This window comes from Pseudomonas agarici, from assembly GCF_001543125.1.
GTDB classification, from domain to species: Bacteria; Pseudomonadota; Gammaproteobacteria; order Pseudomonadales; family Pseudomonadaceae; genus Aquipseudomonas; species Aquipseudomonas agarici.
Genome location: NZ_CP014135.1, coordinates 4,050,218 through 4,067,763, shown reverse-complemented (window position 1 = coordinate 4,067,763; position 17,546 = coordinate 4,050,218). Strand labels below are relative to the sequence as shown.

Annotated in this window: 13 protein-coding genes; 11 read left to right on the top strand and 2 right to left on the bottom strand. The window is 58.2% G+C overall.

Annotated features, from left to right (window positions below; all coding sequences use genetic code 11):
- Positions 1 to 124: 124 nt before the first annotated feature.
- On the bottom strand, positions 125 to 1,414 hold the full coding sequence (gltA, locus tag AWM79_RS17905) for a citrate synthase (RefSeq protein ID WP_060783438.1): 1,290 nt from the start codon (positions 1,412 to 1,414) through the stop codon (positions 125 to 127).
- A 366-nt stretch (positions 1,415 to 1,780) separates the two neighbouring features.
- Here gltA and sdhC point away from each other — a divergent pair, with 366 nt between their 5' ends.
- The 10 genes from sdhC (at position 1,781) to brnQ (ending at position 14,918) form a co-directional block, all read left to right on the top strand.
- Positions 1,781 to 2,155, top strand: a complete 375-nt coding sequence (gene sdhC, locus AWM79_RS17900; RefSeq protein WP_060783437.1) for a succinate dehydrogenase, cytochrome b556 subunit — start codon at positions 1,781 to 1,783, stop codon at positions 2,153 to 2,155.
- A complete protein-coding gene (gene sdhD, locus AWM79_RS17895; RefSeq protein ID WP_060783436.1) occupies positions 2,149 to 2,517 on the top strand; it encodes a succinate dehydrogenase, hydrophobic membrane anchor protein in 369 nt (122 codons plus the stop codon). The genes sdhC and sdhD overlap by 7 nt, the downstream gene beginning before the upstream one ends.
- A gap of 3 nt (positions 2,518 to 2,520) precedes the next feature.
- The gene (gene sdhA, locus AWM79_RS17890; RefSeq protein ID WP_017132988.1) at positions 2,521 to 4,293 is read left to right on the top strand and encodes a succinate dehydrogenase flavoprotein subunit; all 1,773 of its coding nucleotides are present in this window, start codon (positions 2,521 to 2,523) and stop codon (positions 4,291 to 4,293) included.
- An 11-nt stretch (positions 4,294 to 4,304) separates the two neighbouring features.
- Positions 4,305 to 5,009, top strand: a complete 705-nt coding sequence (locus tag AWM79_RS17885; protein ID WP_017132987.1) for a succinate dehydrogenase iron-sulfur subunit — start codon at positions 4,305 to 4,307, stop codon at positions 5,007 to 5,009.
- Positions 5,010 to 5,285: 276 nt separating this feature from the next.
- Complete coding sequence (locus AWM79_RS17880) at positions 5,286 to 8,117, top strand: 2-oxoglutarate dehydrogenase E1 component (RefSeq protein ID WP_060783435.1); 2,832 nt, start codon at positions 5,286 to 5,288, stop codon at positions 8,115 to 8,117.
- Positions 8,118 to 8,158: 41 nt separating this feature from the next.
- The gene (gene odhB / locus AWM79_RS17875) at positions 8,159 to 9,376 is read left to right on the top strand and encodes a 2-oxoglutarate dehydrogenase complex dihydrolipoyllysine-residue succinyltransferase (RefSeq protein WP_060783434.1); all 1,218 of its coding nucleotides are present in this window, start codon (positions 8,159 to 8,161) and stop codon (positions 9,374 to 9,376) included.
- Between the two features lie 112 nt (positions 9,377 to 9,488).
- Positions 9,489 to 10,925 (top strand): dihydrolipoyl dehydrogenase, encoded by a 1,437-nt coding sequence (gene lpdA, locus AWM79_RS17870; protein WP_017132984.1) that lies wholly within the window; start codon positions 9,489 to 9,491, stop codon positions 10,923 to 10,925.
- A gap of 332 nt (positions 10,926 to 11,257) precedes the next feature.
- Complete coding sequence (sucC, locus tag AWM79_RS17865) at positions 11,258 to 12,424, top strand: ADP-forming succinate--CoA ligase subunit beta (RefSeq protein WP_017127972.1); 1,167 nt, start codon at positions 11,258 to 11,260, stop codon at positions 12,422 to 12,424.
- Positions 12,424 to 13,305 carry a succinate--CoA ligase subunit alpha gene (sucD, locus tag AWM79_RS17860; RefSeq protein ID WP_017132983.1) on the top strand — a complete coding sequence of 294 codons (882 nt, stop codon included), beginning with the start codon at positions 12,424 to 12,426 and terminating at the stop codon, positions 13,303 to 13,305. The genes sucC and sucD overlap by 1 nt, the downstream gene beginning before the upstream one ends.
- Positions 13,306 to 13,604: 299 nt before the next feature.
- Entirely contained in the window at positions 13,605 to 14,918 is a 1,314-nt protein-coding gene (gene brnQ, locus AWM79_RS17855) for a branched-chain amino acid transport system II carrier protein (RefSeq protein WP_060783433.1), read from the top strand.
- A gap of 104 nt (positions 14,919 to 15,022) precedes the next feature.
- Here the strand turns inward: brnQ and AWM79_RS17850 are convergent, their stop codons facing one another.
- Complete coding sequence (locus AWM79_RS17850; protein ID WP_060783432.1) at positions 15,023 to 15,268, bottom strand: hypothetical protein; 246 nt, start codon at positions 15,266 to 15,268, stop codon at positions 15,023 to 15,025.
- Positions 15,269 to 15,634: 366 nt separating this feature from the next.
- Between AWM79_RS17850 and htpG the strand changes: the two genes are divergently transcribed.
- The gene (gene htpG / locus AWM79_RS17845; protein ID WP_060784010.1) at positions 15,635 to 17,539 is read left to right on the top strand and encodes a molecular chaperone HtpG; all 1,905 of its coding nucleotides are present in this window, start codon (positions 15,635 to 15,637) and stop codon (positions 17,537 to 17,539) included.
- Positions 17,540 to 17,546 lie beyond the last annotated feature (7 nt).

Genomic DNA, 17,546 nt, shown 5'->3' with positions numbered 1-17,546 from the left:
TTGCCGTCATGGTGTCCGCGAAGATGGCAGAGCAGGCTCGGCAGGGCTAGAAAGAGCGCCACAAACAGAAACGGCCCCTATCAAGAGGCCGTTTTCGATGCAGCTAAAGTCTCAGCGCCAGACTTTACTTGCGGTCTTCCAGTCGGCTGATGTCACGCGACTCGTAGCCGGTGTACAACTGGCGTGGGCGGCCAATCTTGTACGGGCTGGAGAGCATTTCCTTCCAGTGGGAGATCCAGCCCACGGTCCGCGCCAGGGCGAAGATCACGGTGAACATACTGGTTGGAATGCCGATTGCCTTGAGGATGATCCCCGAATAGAAGTCGACGTTCGGGTACAGCGAGCGCTCGATGAAGTAGGGGTCGGTCAGGGCAATCTCTTCGAGACGCATGGCCAGTTCCAGCTGTGGATCGTTGGTGATGCCCAGCTCCTTGAGTACTTCGTCGCAGGTCTGCTTCATCACGGTGGCGCGTGGGTCGCGGTTCTTGTAGACCCGGTGGCCGAAGCCCATCAGCTTGAACGGATCGTTCTTGTCCTTGGCCTTGGCAATGAACTTGTCGATGTTCGAGACATCGCCAATTTCATCGAGCATGGTCAGGACCGCTTCGTTGGCACCGCCGTGGGCGGGGCCCCACAGTGCCGCGATGCCGGCGGCGATGCAGGCGAACGGGTTGGCCCCCGAGGAGCCTGCCAGACGAACGGTAGAGGTCGATGCGTTCTGCTCGTGGTCGGCATGGAGGATGAAGATGCGGTCCATGGCCTTGGCGAGCACCGGGCTGATCGGTTTGATCTCGCACGGGGTGTTGAACATCATGTGCAGGAAGTTTTCCGCGTAGGACAGGTCGTTGCGCGGGTACATCATGGGTTGCCCCATGGAGTACTTGTACACCATGGCTGCCAGGGTCGGCATCTTGGCCACCAGGCGGACCGCGGAGATTTCGCGGTGCTGGGGGTTATTGATATCCAGGGAGTCGTGGTAGAAGGCTGACAGGGCGCCGACCACGCCGCACATGACGGCCATCGGATGGGCGTCGCGGCGAAAGCCGTTGAAGAAGGTCTTCAACTGCTCGTGCACCATGGTGTGGTTCTTCACGGTGCTGACGAACTTGGCTTTCTGCTCTGCGGTCGGCAGTTCGCCGTTGAGCAGCAGGTAGCAGGTTTCCAGGTAGTCGGATTTCTCGGCCAGTTGCTCGATCGGGTAGCCGCGATGCAGCAAAATGCCGTTATCGCCGTCGATATAGGTGATTTTCGACTCGCAGGACGCAGTCGACATGAAGCCCGGGTCGAAGGTGAACCGACCCGTGGCCGTCAGGCCTCGCACGTCGATTACGTCAGGACCCACGGTGCCGGTTAAAATGGGCAGCTCGACGGGGGCTGCGCCCTCGATGATCAACTGCGCTTTTTTGTCAGCCATATGGCCTCCTATTTATGCTTGAAATCATCAGACAGGCCCCCCACGCAGGGCCCGCACCACTATAGTGAGATAAATTCGAAAGTCAATTTGCCAAAAGTCATGTGCCAGAGCGCTTGGAGTGCTATTTTTCCTCGAAATTGACCGCTATTTACGCCTTTTATCCCACTAATGCAATGCACCACTGGAGGTAGTCCTTTGCGTTGTCATTAGTAGCCTAACTGTCTATACTCGGCGTCCGACCGCCAGAGGCTTTTGGGCCTGTTTTTATTGGGGGTCGTCACTCCCTGGGTGGTGGGTACCTGACCAGTGCACTTGCCCAACAACTTTGCCCTGATTGTTAGGGGCTCTTCAGTGTGAAAAAAAGCCGTGAAAAGCCAACGACCTGTAAACCTAGACCTAAGGACCATCAAACTCCCAGTCACTGCTTACACGTCCATTCTTCACCGTATTTCCGGTGTCATCCTCTTTGTCAGTCTGGCCATCATGCTCTATGCATTGGACAAGTCGCTGAGCTCCGAGGAAGGCTTCGGTCAGGTGAAAGCGTGTCTGACCAGTCCGCTAGCCAAGCTAGTGATTTGGGGCATCCTATCCGCCTTGTTGTATCACCTGGTTGCCGGCGTGCGCCATCTGATCATGGACACGGGCATCGGCGATACGCTTGAAGGCGGCAAGCTGGGCTCGAAAATCGTTATCGCTGTTTCCGTAGTGGTAATCGTTCTGGCAGGAGTCTGGATATGGTAACTAACGTCACGAACCTCTCGCGTTCGGGCCTCTATGACTGGATGGCACAGCGCGTGTCGGCGGTCGTTCTCGCGGCTTACTTCCTGTTTCTGATCGGATACCTCATCGCGAACCCGGGCCTGGGCTATGCCCAATGGCACGAGCTGTTCTCTCACGGCTGGATGCGCATCTTCAGTCTGCTGTCGCTGGTGGCCCTGGGCGCTCACGCCTGGGTTGGCATGTGGACCATCGCGACCGACTACCTGACGCCGATGGCGTTCGGCAAGTCCGCGACTGTAGTGCGTTTTCTTTTCCAGGTGGTATGCGGCATTGCGATGTTCGCGTACTTCGTCTGGGGTGTGCAGATTCTCTGGGGTATCTGATTCATGGCTAACATTCCAACGATCTCTTTTGACGCCATCATCATTGGCGGCGGCGGCGCAGGCATGCGTGCCGCACTGCAGTTGGCTCAGGGCGGCCACAGGACGGCCGTAATCACCAAGGTGTTCCCGACCCGTTCACACACTGTATCGGCTCAGGGCGGCATCACCTGCGCCATTGCTTCGGCCGACCCGAACGACGATTGGCGCTGGCACATGTACGATACCGTCAAGGGGTCCGACTATATCGGCGACCAGGACGCTATCGAGTACATGTGTCAGGAAGGCCCTGCCGCGGTGTTCGAGCTGGATCATATGGGCTTGCCGTTCTCCCGCACTGAATCCGGTCGTATCTACCAGCGCCCATTCGGCGGCCAGTCCAAGGACTTCGGCAAGGGCGGCCAGGCGGCACGTACCTGCGCGGCGTCCGACCGCACCGGTCACGCCCTGCTGCACACGCTTTACCAAGGTAACCTGAAAGCCGGCACCACCTTCCTGAACGAGTACTATGCCGTTGATCTGGTGAAGAACCAGGACGGTGCGTTCGTCGGGGTGATCGCCATCTGCATCGAAACCGGTGAAACCAGCTATATCCGTGCCAAGGCCACTGTCCTGGCTACCGGCGGTGCCGGTCGTATCTACTCGTCCACCACCAATGCCCTGATCAACACCGGCGACGGCGTCGGCATGGCCCTGCGCGCTGGCGTACCGGTGCAAGACATCGAAATGTGGCAGTTCCATCCGACCGGTATCGCCGGCGCCGGCGTGTTGGTGACCGAAGGTTGCCGTGGTGAAGGTGGTTATCTGATCAACAAGCACGGCGAGCGTTTCATGGAGCGTTATGCGCCGAACGCGAAAGACCTGGCCGGTCGCGACGTGGTTGCCCGTTCGATGGTGAAGGAAATCATCGCCGGCAACGGTTGCGGTCCGAATGGCGACTACGTGATGCTCAAGCTCGACCACCTTGGCGAGGAAGTGCTGCACAGCCGCCTGCCAGGTATCTGCGAGCTGTCCAAGACGTTTGCGCATGTTGACCCGGTGACTGCTCCGGTCCCGGTTGTGCCAACCTGCCACTATATGATGGGCGGCGTTGCCACCAACATTCATGGCCAGGCCATCACCCAGAACGCCGAAGGCGTCGACACCATTATCCCTGGCCTGTTCGCGGTGGGAGAAGTGGCGTGCGTATCGGTTCACGGCGCCAACCGCCTGGGCGGTAACTCGCTGCTCGACCTGGTGGTATTCGGTCGTGCGGCCGGCCTGCACCTGGAAAAGGCCCTGACCGACGGTATCGAATACCGTGACGCCAGCGACACCGACGTCGAAGTTGCCCTGAACCGCCTGGCCAAGCTCAACGAGCGTACCGACGGTGAAGACGTGGCTACCCTGCGTCGCGAGTTGCAAAGCTGCATGCAGAACTACTTCGGTGTATTCCGCACCGGTGAATACATGCAGAAGGGTATCGCCCAGTTGGCTGGCCTGCGCGAGCGTATTGCCAACGTCAAGATCAACGACAAATCGCAGGCATTCAACACCGCACGTATCGAAGCCCTGGAGCTGCAGAACCTGCTGGAAGTGGCCGAAGCCACAGCCATCGCTGCAGAAGTGCGTAAAGAGTCCCGCGGTGCCCACGCCCGTGAAGACTTCGAAGACCGCGACGACGAAAACTGGCTGTGCCACACCCTGTACTTCCCGGGTGAGAAACGCGTTGCGAAACGTGCCGTGAACTTCTCGCCGAAGACCGTTCCGACTTTCGAACCTAAAGTCCGGACTTATTAAGGGTGACCGCTATGTTGCAAGTCGAAGTTTATCGTTACAACCCCGACACCGACTCGGCACCGAAAACCCAGGTTTTCCAGGTCGATACCGGCGGCAAGGACCTCATGGTGCTGGACGTGCTGGCGCTGATCAAGGAGCAGGACGAGGGATTCTCCTATCGTCGCTCCTGCCGTGAAGGCGTTTGCGGTTCCGATGGCATGAATATCAATGGCAAGAACGGCCTGGCGTGCATCACGCCGCTGTCCGCCGTGGTCAAGGGCAACAAGCTGGTTGTTCGTCCGTTGCCTGGTTTGCCGGTTATTCGTGACCTGGTCGTCGATATGAGCATCTTCTACAAGCAATATGAGAAGGTTAAGCCATTCCTGCAGAACGATACGCCGGCTCCGGCCATCGAGCGTCTGCAGTCTCCGGAAGAGCGTGAAAAGCTCGACGGCTTGTACGAGTGCATCTTGTGCGCTTGCTGCTCGACGTCTTGCCCGTCCTTCTGGTGGAACCCAGACAAATTCCTGGGCCCGGCCGCTCTGCTGCAAGCCTACCGCTTCCTGTCAGACAGCCGCGACACCAAGACTGTCGAGCGTCTGGCTTCGCTGGATGACCCGTTCAGCGTATTCCGCTGCCGTGGGATCATGAACTGCGTCAACGTATGTCCGAAAGGCCTGAACCCGACTAAGGCCATCGGTCACATCCGTCTCATGCTGCTGCAAAGCGGCGTGTGATTGGATTGCTGTAATCCGGTTGTTGTAAATGCAGTACCGCTGTACCTGTAGAGAGCTGCGGCGCGGGCTTCAACCGGCGCCGTAGTTTTAACCTGAGCGACGGCTCATAAAGCTGTGGCTCTTATTTTGAAGAAATGAGACCAGCAGGGGCATCCGGGCTGGTACCCGGACTATCAGCGTGATCCTAAGTGACTTGTTCAAGTCGCGGCATTCGGACTTTTGCAAGCTTGCTCGGTGTTTTCGCCGATGGTGTCCCCTAACCGAGGGTGACCAAGCATGCAAGAAAGCGTGATGCAGCGCATGTGGAATAGCGGCTATCTTTCAGGTGGTAACGCTGCCTATGTGGAAGAGCTCTATGAGCTCTACCTGCACGACCCTAACGCTGTGCCAGAAGAGTGGCGCACCAAATTTCAGACGTTGCCCGCTGACGGCAACGCTGCCACCGATGTATCGCATTCTACAATCCGCGAGCATTTCGTGTTGCTGGCAAAGAACCAGCGCCGCGCCCAACCGGTTTCCGCCGGTAGCGTGAGCAGCGAGCACGAGAAGAAGCAGGTTGAGGTGCTGCGACTGATTCAGGCCTACCGGATGCGTGGCCACCAGGCAGCCCAGCTCGACCCGCTGGGACTGTGGCAGCGTCCTGCACCCGCGGATCTGTCGATCAATCATTACGGCTTGACCAATGCCGATCTTGATACAACCTTCCGTGCCGGCGACCTGTTCATCGGCAAAGAAGAGGCGAGCTTAAGCGAAATTCACGAAGCGTTGCAGCAGACCTATTGCCGCACCATCGGTGCCGAGTTCACCCATATCGTCGACTCCGAGCAACGCCACTGGTTCCAGCAGCGTCTGGAAAGCGTGCGCGGTCGCCCGACCTTCTCCCCGGACGTCAAGAGCCACCTGCTCGAGCGCGTCACCGCCGCTGAAGGTCTGGAAAAATACCTGGGTACTAAATACCCAGGCACCAAGCGTTTCGGTCTGGAAGGTGGTGAGAGCCTGATTCCGATGCTGGATGAGATGATCCAGCGCTCAGGCTCCTACGGTACCAAGGAAATTGTTATCGGCATGGCCCACCGTGGCCGTCTGAACGTGTTGGTCAACACCTTCGGCAAGAACCCACGCGAGCTGTTCGACGAGTTCGAAGGCAAGAAGAAGGTCGAGCTGGGCTCCGGTGACGTGAAATACCACCAGGGCTTCTCATCCAACGTGATGACCACAGGTGGCGAAGTGCACCTGGCCATGGCGTTCAACCCGTCCCACCTGGAAATCGTTTCCCCGGTGGTCGAAGGTTCGGTTCGTGCCCGCCAGGATCGTCGCAACGATGTGACCGGTGACAAGGTGCTGCCGATTTCCCTCCACGGCGATGCTGCATTTGCAGGTCAAGGCGTGGTCATGGAAACCTTCCAGATGTCGCAAACTCGCGGCTTCAAGACGGGCGGCACGATCCACATTGTGATCAATAACCAGGTCGGTTTCACCATCAGCAACCCGCTGGACTCGCGCTCCACCGAGTACGCCACCGACGTCGCGAAGATGATCCAGGCACCGATCCTCCATGTGAATGGTGACGATCCGGAAGCCGTGCTGTTCGTCACTCAACTGGCTGTCGACTACCGCATGCAGTACAAGCGCGACGTAGTGATCGACCTGGTCTGCTACCGTCGTCGTGGCCACAACGAGGCTGACGAGCCAAGTGGCACCCAGCCGCTGATGTATCAACAGATCACCAAGCAGCGTACCACCCGTGAGCTGTACGCTGAGCGCCTGGTCCAAGCCAAGGTGCTGGACGAGGCACGTGTTCAGGCGAAAGTCGACGAATACCGCAACGCCCTGGACAACGGCCTGCACGTGGTGAAGAGCTTGGTCAAGGAGCCGAACAAGGAGTTGTTCGTCGACTGGCGTCCTTACCTGGGGCACGCATGGACTGCCCGTCACGACACTCGCTTCGATCTCAAGACCCTGCAGGAGTTGTCCGCCAAGCTGCTGGAAATCCCAGAAGGCTTCGTGGTCCAGCGCCAAGTCGCGAAAATCTACGAAGACCGCCAGAAGATGCAAGCCGGCGGCCTGCCGATCAACTGGGGTTATGCCGAAACCATGGCATACGCGACCCTGGCGTTCGAAGGTCACCCGATTCGCATGACCGGACAGGACATCGGTCGCGGTACGTTCTCACACCGTCATGCCGTGCTGCACAACCAGAAAGACGCGGGCACCTACATCCCGTTGCAGAATCTGTATGAAGGTCAACCACGTTTCGACTTGTATGACTCCTTCCTTTCGGAGGAAGCGGTGCTGGCGTTCGAGTACGGCTACTCGACCACCACACCGAACGCCCTGGTTATCTGGGAAGCCCAGTTCGGTGATTTCGCCAACGGTGCCCAGGTGGTGGTCGACCAGTTCATTACCAGTGGCGAGCACAAGTGGGGCCGTTTGTGTGGCCTGACCATGCTGCTGCCGCACGGTTATGAAGGTCAGGGGCCGGAACACTCTTCGGCCCGTTTGGAACGCTACCTGCAACTGTGCGCCGAGCACAACGTCCAGGTCTGCGTGCCGACCACCCCGGCGCAGATCTACCACCTGCTGCGCCGTCAGGTCATCCGTCCGTTGCGCAAGCCACTGATTGTGCTGACGCCGAAGTCGCTGCTGCGTCACAAACTGGCAATCTCTACCCTGGAAGATCTGGCCGAAGGTTCGTTCCAGACCGTTATCCCGGAAATCGACGCCCAGGATCCGAAAAAGGTCCAGCGCCTGGTTCTGTGCGGCGGCAAGGTCTACTACGACCTGCTGGAAAAACGCCGTGCCGAAGAGCGTGACGATATCGCCATCGTGCGTATCGAGCAGTTGTACCCATTCCCCGAGGACGATCTGATCGAAGTCCTGGCGCCGTACAAAAACCTGAAACACGTCGTCTGGTGTCAGGAAGAACCGATGAACCAGGGCGCCTGGTACAGCAGCCAGCACCACATGCGTCGCATCATTAGCTGCCACGACAAGTCGCTCATACTCGAGTACGCCGGTCGTGACGCTTCTGCTGCTCCTGCTTGTGGTTATGCATCGATGCACGCTGAGCAGCAGGAAAAACTGCTGCAAGATGCCTTTACTGTTTAACGCCTCGCGCACCTGAAACCGAATTTAAGGAACCACAGATAATGGCTATCGAGATCAAAGCCCCCACTTTCCCGGAATCGGTTGCCGATGGCACCGTTGCTACTTGGCACAAAAAGCCGGGCGAGGCAGTCAAGCGTGACGAACTGATCGTCGACATCGAAACCGACAAGGTGGTCCTGGAAGTCCTGGCCACTGCCGACGGCGTGGTGGGTCCTATCGTCAAGAACGAGGGTGACACCGTTCTGTCCGACGAAGTACTGGGCTCCATTGTCGACGGCGATGCCGCTTCTGCTCCGGCTGCTGCGCCTGCCGCCGCTCCATCTGCTGCCCCAGCCGCCGCTGACGGTGAAGATGATCCGGTCGCTGCTCCGGCCGCGCGCAAGCTGGCTGAAGAAAACGGCATCGCCATCGCTTCCGTTGCCGGCACCGGCAAAGGCGGTCGTGTGACCAAGGAAGACGTGGTGGCTGCCGTTGCCGCGAAGAAAGCCGCTCCGGCGGCGGCTCCGGCCAAAGCTGCCGCCCCGGCTGCCGCTGCTCCGGTATTCGCTGCTGGCGACCGTACCGAGAAGCGTGTACCGATGACCCGGGTACGTGCCACCGTGGCCAAACGTCTGGTCGAAGCCCAGTCGAACATGGCGATGCTGACCACGTTCAACGAAGTCGACATGACCGAAGTCATGGCCCTGCGTTCGAAGTACAAGGATCTGTTCGAGAAATCCCACAATGGCGTGCGCCTGGGTTTCATGTCGTTCTTCGTGAAGGCAGCCACCGAGGCGCTGAAGCGCTTCCCGGCGGTCAACGCCTCGATCGACGGTGCCGACATCGTCTACCACGGCTACGCCGACATCGGTGTGGCTGTTTCCAGCGATCGTGGCCTGGTGGTACCGGTACTGCGTAACGCCGAACTAATGAGCCTGGCCGAAATCGAAGGCGGTATTGCCACTTTTGGCAAGAAAGCCCGTGACGGCAAGCTGTCCATTGACGAAATGACCGGCGGTACGTTCACCATCACCAACGGTGGTACATTCGGTTCGATGATGTCGACCCCGATTGTCAACCCGCCACAAGCGGCGATTCTGGGGATGCACAACATCATCCAGCGTCCGATGGCAATCAATGGTCAGGTTGTGATCCGTCCGATGATGTACCTGGCTCTGTCCTACGATCACCGTTTGATTGACGGTAAAGAGGCTGTGACCTTCCTGGTTACCATCAAGAACCTGCTGGAAGACCCGGCTCGTTTGCTGCTGGATATCTGACTTTACCCAGGGCGGGCGCCTGGCGCCTTGCCCTCGGTGTAAATGACCAGCTTCGTCCCACGACGGTCGCGTAAAGGCGACCGTCCGGTTTGATTCGATAAAGGAATGACACATGACTCAAAAATTCGACGTGGTAGTGATCGGCGCGGGTCCTGGCGGCTATGTCGCTGCCATCAAGGCCGCGCAACTTGGTCTCAAGACCGCCTGCATCGAGAAGTACCAGGACAAAGAAGGCAAGCTGGCCCTCGGTGGTACTTGTCTGAACGTTGGCTGCATTCCTTCCAAGTCGCTGCTGGACAGCTCCTGGAAGTATCATGAAGCCACTGAGGCTTTCGCCGTTCACGGCATCACCACGGGGGACGTGAAGGTAAGCGTTCCGACGATGATCGGTCGTAAGGACAACATCGTCAAGAACTTGATCGGCGGTGTTGCTACCCTGTTCAAGGCCAATGGGGTGACTTCCATTCAGGGTCACGGCAAGCTGTTGGCCGGCAAGAAAGTTGAAGTAGTCGGTCCCGATGGCGTTGTACAAATCATTGAAGCCGAGAACGTGATTCTGGCTCCGGGCTCGCGTCCGATCGATATCCCGCCAGCTCCGGTTGACCAGAACGTGATTGTCGATTCGACCGGTGCCCTGGAATTCCAGGCCGTGCCGAAGCGTCTGGGTGTGATCGGTGCGGGCGTGATCGGCCTGGAGCTGGGTTCTGTCTGGTCCCGTCTGGGGGCTCAGGTGACCGTCCTGGAAGCCCTGGACACCTTCCTGATGGCTGCCGACACCGCCGTTTCCAAGGAAGCCCTGAAAATCCTCACCAAGCAGGGCCTGGACATCAAGCTGGGTGCTCGCGTGACCGGTTCCCAGGTCAATGGCGAAGAGGTTGTGGTGACTTACACCGACGCCAACGGCGAACAGACCCTTACCTTTGACAAGCTGATCGTGGCCGTTGGCCGTCGCCCGGTGACGACCGATCTGCTGGCCGCCGATTGCGGCGTGACCCTCGACGAGCGTGGTTTCGTGCATGTCGACGATCAGTGCGCAACCACCGTACCGGGCGTCTACGCCATCGGCGACGTGGTTCGCGGCATGATGCTGGCGCACAAGGCTTCCGAAGAAGGCATCATGGTTGTCGAGCGCATCAAGGGCCACAAGGCCCAGATCAACTACGACCTGATTCCATCGGTTATCTACACCCACCCGGAAATCGCGTGGGTCGGTAAAACCGAACAGACCTTGAAAGCTGAAGGCGTTGAAGTTAACGTCGGCACCTTCCCGTTCGCCGCCAGTGGTCGTGCCATGGCAGCCAACGATACCGGTGGTTTCGTCAAGGTTATCGCTGATGCCAAGACCGACCGCGTCCTGGGCGTCCACGTGATTGGCCCGAGTGCGGCCGAGCTGGTACAGCAAGGCGCAATCGGTATGGAATTCGGCACCAGTGCCGAGGACTTGGGCATGATGGTCTTCTCCCATCCGACCCTGTCCGAAGTGTTGCACGAAGCAGCCTTGGCGGTGAATGGCGGCGCCATCCACATTGCCAACAAGAAAAAACGCTAAAGGATTGCGTGAAAAGGTAACGAGCAAAAGACGAGGTAAAAACAGGTGAGAAGGCGCCGTTGATATTAGTCAATGCGTATTTCGAATCTGTTTTTAACGTCGTATTTTTGAGCGCGGCAGTTTTCACGCTGTTCGTCGGATAATAAGAAACCACGGCGGTTTGCCCGTCGTGAGCCTTGCGCGCAAGACTCACCGCGGAACTTCCGCCGGACGCAGTCTTGCGTTGTATCGTCGGGCGACCGGATAACGACGCAAGCGGCAGTCACAGGTGGTGCGGCATTGCAATCAGTGCAGCACCGAACGCGCAGTACCTAACGAAGACGGTAAAAAGCATGAATCTTCACGAGTATCAGGGTAAGCAGCTGTTCGCTGAATACGGCCTGCCAGTATCCAAAGGTTACGCGGTAGACACCCCGGAAGAAGCAGCAGAAGCTTGCGACAAGATCGGTGGTTCCGAGTGGGTGGTAAAAGCTCAGGTTCACGCCGGTGGTCGCGGTAAAGCGGGCGGCGTCAAGCTGGTTCGCAGCAAAGAAGACGCTAAAGCGTTCGCACAGCAGTGGCTGGGCAAGCGTCTGGTGACCTATCAGACTGACGCCAATGGCCAGCCTGTCACCAAGATCCTGGTTGAATCGTGCACTGATATCGCTAAAGAGCTGTACCTGGGCGCTGTCGTTGACCGTTCGAGCCGCCGCATCGTGTTCATGGCTTCCACCGAAGGTGGCGTGGACATCGAAAAAATCGCTCACGACACCCCTGAGAAAATTCTCAAGGCAACCATCGACCCACTGGTGGGTGCTCAGCCATTCCAGGGTCGCGAGCTGGCATTCCAGTTGGGTCTGGAAGGCAAGCAAGTTGCCCAATTCGCCAAGATTTTCGTAGGCCTGGCCAAGCTGTTCAAGGATCACGACCTGGCGCTGCTGGAAGTCAACCCACTGGTGATCAAGGCCGACGGCGACCTGCATTGCCTCGATGCCAAGATCAACATCGACGCCAACGCGATGTACCGTCAGCCTAAGCTGAAAACTTTCCACGATCCGTCCCAGGACGATCCGCGCGAAGCGCACGCTGCCAAGTTCGAACTGAACTACGTCGCTCTGGAAGGCAACATCGGCTGTATGGTCAACGGTGCTGGCCTGGCCATGGGTACCATGGACATCGTCAACCTGCATGGCGGTAAGCCAGCCAACTTCCTCGACGTAGGCGGTGGTGCTACCAAGGAACGCGTCACCGAGGCGTTCAAGATCATCCTGTCCGACACCAACGTCGCTGCAGTACTGGTCAACATCTTCGGCGGTATCGTTCGTTGCGACATGATTGCCGAAGGCATCATCGGCGCTGTGAAAGAAGTCGGCGTGAAAATCCCGGTGGTTGTACGCCTTGAAGGCAACAACGCTGAACTGGGCGCTAAAGTATTGGCAGAAAGCGGCTTGAACATCATCGCCGCTACCAGCCTGACCGACGCTGCTCAACAAGTTGTCAAAGCTGCGGAGGGCAAATAATGAGCGTCCTGATCGATAAAGACACGAAGGTTATCTGCCAGGGTATTACCGGTTCGCAAGGTAGTTTCCACACCCAGCAAGCCCTCGAATACGGCACCCAAATGGTCGGTGGCGTAACGCCGGGCAAAGGCGGCACCGAGCACCTGGGCCTGCCAGTGTTCAACACCGTGAAAGACGCCGTGGCAGCCACTGGCGCCACCGCCAGCGTGATCTACGTTCCAGCTCCGTTCTGCAAAGACTCGATCCTGGAAGCGGCATTCGGCGGCATCAAGCTGATCGTCTGCATCACCGAAGGCATTCCTACCCTGGACATGCTGGACGCCAAGGTCAAGTGCGACGAACTGGGCGTGATCCTGATCGGCCCTAACTGCCCAGGCGTGATCACGCCAGGCGAATGCAAGATCGGCATCATGCCAGGTCACATTCATTTGCCAGGCAAGGTCGGCATCGTTTCCCGTTCCGGCACCCTGACCTACGAAGCCGTGAAGCAGACCACCGATGCCGGTTTCGGTCAGTCGACATGCGTCGGCATCGGCGGTGACCCGATTCCAGGTTCCAACTTCATCGACATCCTGAAGCTGTTCCAGGAAGACCCGAAGACCGAAGCGATCGTCATGATCGGCGAGATCGGCGGTTCGGCTGAAGAGGAAGCGGCTGCCTACATCAAGGCCCACGTGACCAAGCCGGTGGTTTCCTACATCGCTGGTGTGACTGCTCCTCCGGGCAAGCGCATGGGCCATGCCGGCGCAATCATTTCTGGCGGCAAAGGCACTGCGGACGAGAAGTTCGCCGCGCTGCAAGACGCTGGCGTGAAAACCGTGCGTTCGCTGGCGGACATCGGCAAGGCCCTGGCCGAGCTGACCGGTTGGACGGTCAAGTAAGCCTCGCGCTTAGCTGACGCTTCACCGGCAAAGGCCACCTTCGGGTGGCCTTTGTGCTTTCCGGGGTTTCTTTTTCATTATGAAAACACGACACAAAGATGTCGCTTATCGGACAATATGCCCTCTAATAGTGCGTTGCTCGCCCAAATTCGTTAGGCTAACGACCATTTTTGCGTTTGTTCCCCAAAAAAGGGATCGACGCGCTAAACGGGTCAACCTCAAACGGGTCGACAGCATTTCCCTCACCCCATGGGAAGTCACTCTCTAAATTCCGATTCAGCAGTGTGGTATTTCCTTAAATGAAAGTGTTGAAAGGCCAGGACATACTGGCACTTGGTTTTATGACGTTTGCCCTGTTTGTCGGGGCCGGCAACATCATCTTTCCACCTATCGTCGGCCTACAGTCCGGCCCCCATGTTTGGATGGCGGCATTGGGTTTCCTGATTACCGCGGTCGGCCTGCCGGTCATTACCGTCGTTGCCCTGGCCAAGGTCGGCGGCGCGATGGACGCCTTGAGCAGTCCGATCGGTAAGCTTGCCGGCGGCTTGCTGGCGGCGGTCTGCTATTTGGCAGTCGGCCCACTGTTCGCCACGCCGCGAACCGCGACGGTGTCTTTTGAAGTTGGCCTGGCGCCGTTGACCGGCGACAGCCCGTTGGCCCTGTTCATCTACAGTCTGGTGTATTTCCTGTTGGTGTTCTTCATCTCCTTGTACCCAGGGCGCCTGCTGGATACTGTCGGGCGCTTTCTCGCCCCGTTGAAGATTATTGCCCTGGCGGTGCTGGGCATCGCGGCATTTGCCTTGCCGGCGGGAGATATCGGTACCGCCCTGCCTGAATACGTGGTCGCGCCGTTTTCCCAGGGCTTCATCAATGGTTACCTGACCATGGATACCCTCGGTGCTCTGGTGTTTGGCATCGTCATTGTCAATGCCATCCGGTCGCGCGGAGTCGAGTCACCGCAACTGATCACTCGCTATGCGATCATCGCCGGGCTGATTGCCGGCGTTGGGCTGGCGCTGGTGTATATCAGCCTGTTTCGCCTGGGGTCGAGCAGTCATGAAGTGGCTGTCGGGGCCACCAACGGTGCGGTGGTGTTGCATGGCTACGTGCAACATACCTTCGGCTCCTTGGGTAGCGGGTTCTTGGCAGTGCTGATTTCCTTGGCTTGCCTGGTGACGGCGGTCGGCCTGACCTGTGCCTGCGCTGAGTACTTCAGCCGTGTGCTGGCGCTATCGTACAAGACTCTGGTGGTCATCCTGGCGGTGTTTTCGCTGTTGGTGTCGAACCTGGGGCTGACCAAGCTGATCGCGTTCTCGATTCCGGTGCTGACGGCGATCTATCCGCCCTGTATCGCCTTGGTGGCCCTGAGCTTTTGCAAGGAGTTCTGGCACTCCCAGGGGCGTATCGTGGGCCCGGTAATGCTGGTGTCGTTGTTGTTCGGCATGGTCGATGCGCTCAAGGGCGCCGGACTGGCGGACTGGATGCCTGCGCAGCTATCCCACCTGCCATTGAGCGAGCAGGGGCTGGCCTGGTTGGTGCCTTCGGTGGTGATGCTGGCGATTGCGGTAGCGATCGACCGCCTGCTCGGCAAGCCTGGCGAGGCCCTGGCCTAATTACCGGTCCGGCACCAGGCAGAAAAAATAAAACCCGCACCAGGCGGGTTTTATTTTACGGGAGGTTTTTGCCGTGAGGGTCTTTGCAAGAACCTCCAGGGCCATCAGGAACCGGTGGCCGGCTCGGCGCCTTCTTCGACGGCCGCTTTGTTCGATTCAGCCTGAGCTTTGGCGGCTTCAGTGTTTTCCTTGGCGGCCTCGTTCACCTTATCCTGAGCCTCGTTCATTTTTTGCTGAGCTTGCTCGGCGTGTTGGTTTGCGTCTTGAGCTTTGTCCTCTGATTTTTTATCGCAAGCAGCGAGACCCAGAGAAGCGGTCAGCATCAAGGCAATAGCTAAAGTTTTACGCATGGGTGTTGCTCCTTTGTGAAAATAATGATTGCTGGCCTTTTGAACCCGATTTCGAGGGTTAAGTTCCTTGATTTGCCAAGATATATAGCTCTTTCAGGTTGGGAACTTTCGCCAATTGTGCAGATTCTCTCGCCGCTGGTATTGATATGAGATATGTCATCTCATGAGCCAAACCCTCGTTTTTGAGCGCACCACGCCTTTTTTCGGCGCGCTCAGGCGTGGCTCGATCAGCGTGGAACTCAGTTCAAGAGCGAAGAAACACCCCAGGGCACTTGAAATCCCCACTCTAGCCCCCAACTTTCATCACAACCTACCGCCAACCCTCAAAGGGAGCGGTCACTGCCATCCAATTGGAGTTTGATGACCATGAGTGTGGAAACTCACAAGGAAACCCTGGGCTTCCAGACCGAGGTGAAGCAACTGCTGCACCTCATGATCCATTCGCTGTATTCCAACAAGGAAATCTTCCTTCGCGAATTGATCTCCAACGCTTCCGACGCTGTCGACAAATTACGTTTCGAAGCCCTGTCCAAGCCTGAGTTGCTGGAAGGTGGCGCCGAACTGAAAATCCGTGTGAGCTTCGACAAAGACGCCAAGACCGTCACTCTCGAAGACAACGGTATCGGTATGAGCCGCGACGATGTGATTACCCACTTGGGCACCATCGCCAAATCGGGCACCGCCGATTTCATGAAGAACCTCTCGGGCGACCAGAAGAAAGATTCGCACCTGATCGGCCAGTTCGGCGTAGGTTTCTACTCAGCCTTTATCGTCGCCGACCAGGTGGAAGTGTTCAGTCGCCGTGCCGGCCTGTCGGCCAGCGAAGGTGTGCACTGGTCCTCCAAGGGCGAGGGCGAGTTCGAAGTCGCCACCGTCGAGAAGGCTGATCGCGGCACCCGCATTGTCCTGCACCTGAAGTCTGGTGAAGACGAGTTCGCCGACGGCTGGCGCCTGCGCAACATCATCAAGAAGTACTCCGATCATATCGCTCTGCCGATCGAATTGCCGAAAGAGGTCGCAGCCACCGAAGGTGAGGAGAAGTCCGAGCCGGAATGGGAAACCGTCAACCGCGCCAGTGCCCTGTGGACTCGCCCGCGCACCGAGGTGAAGGACGAGGAATACCAGGAGTTCTACAAGCACACCGCCCATGACTACGAGAACCCGCTGAGCTGGAGCCATAACAAGGTCGAAGGCAAGCTGGAATACAGCTCGCTGCTCTATGTGCCGGCCCGTGCGCCGTTCGACCTGTACCAGCGCGAAGCGCCAAAAGGCCTCAAGCTTTACGTCCAGCGCGTGTTTGTCATGGATCAGGCCGAGTCCTTCCTGCCGCTGTACCTGCGCTTCATCAAGGGTGTGGTCGACTCCAATGACCTGTCCCTGAACGTGTCGCGGGAAATCCTGCAGAAGGATCCGATCATCGACTCGATGAAGTCGGCGCTGACCAAGCGCGTGCTCGACATGCTGGAAAAACTGGCGAAGAACGAGCCTGAGCAATACAAGGGCTTTTGGAAGAACTTCGGCCAGGTCATGAAAGAAGGCCCGGCCGAGGACTTCGCCAACAAGGAGAAAATCGCCGGCTTGCTGCGCTTCGCCTCCACCCAGGGCGAAGAGGGCGAGCAGGTGGTGTCCTTGACCGAATACCTGGCACGCGCCAAAGAAGGCCAGGATAAGATCTACTACCTGACCGGTGAAACCTACGCCCAGGTCAAGAACAGCCCGCATTTGGAAGTCTTCCGCAAGAAAGGCATCGAAGTGCTGCTGTTGACCGATCGTATCGACGAGTGGCTGATGAGCTATCTCAACGAGTTCGACGGCAAGAGCTTTGTCGACGTGGCACGGGGTGACTTGGACCTGGGCAATCTGGACTCGGAAGAGGACAAAAAGGCTGCCGAGGAAGTCGCCAAGAGCAAGGAAGGCCTGGTTGAGCGCCTCAAGACCGCTCTGGGCGAGGCTGTCAGCGAAGTGCGGGTTTCCCACCGCTTGACCGACTCGCCGGCGATTCTGGCCATCGGTGAGCAAGACCTGGGCCTGCAAATGCGCCAGATCCTCGAAGCCAGTGGGCAGAAGGTGCCGGATTCCAAGCCGATCTTCGAATTCAACCCGAGCCACCCACTGATCGAGAAGCTCGATGCCGAGCCGGATGAAGATCGCTTCGCCGACCTGTCCCATATCCTGCTTGATCAGGCGGCCCTGGCGGCCGGTGACAGCTTGAAGGACCCGGCGACCTATGTGCGTCGACTGAACAAGTTGCTGGTTGAACTGTCGGTTTGATCAGACT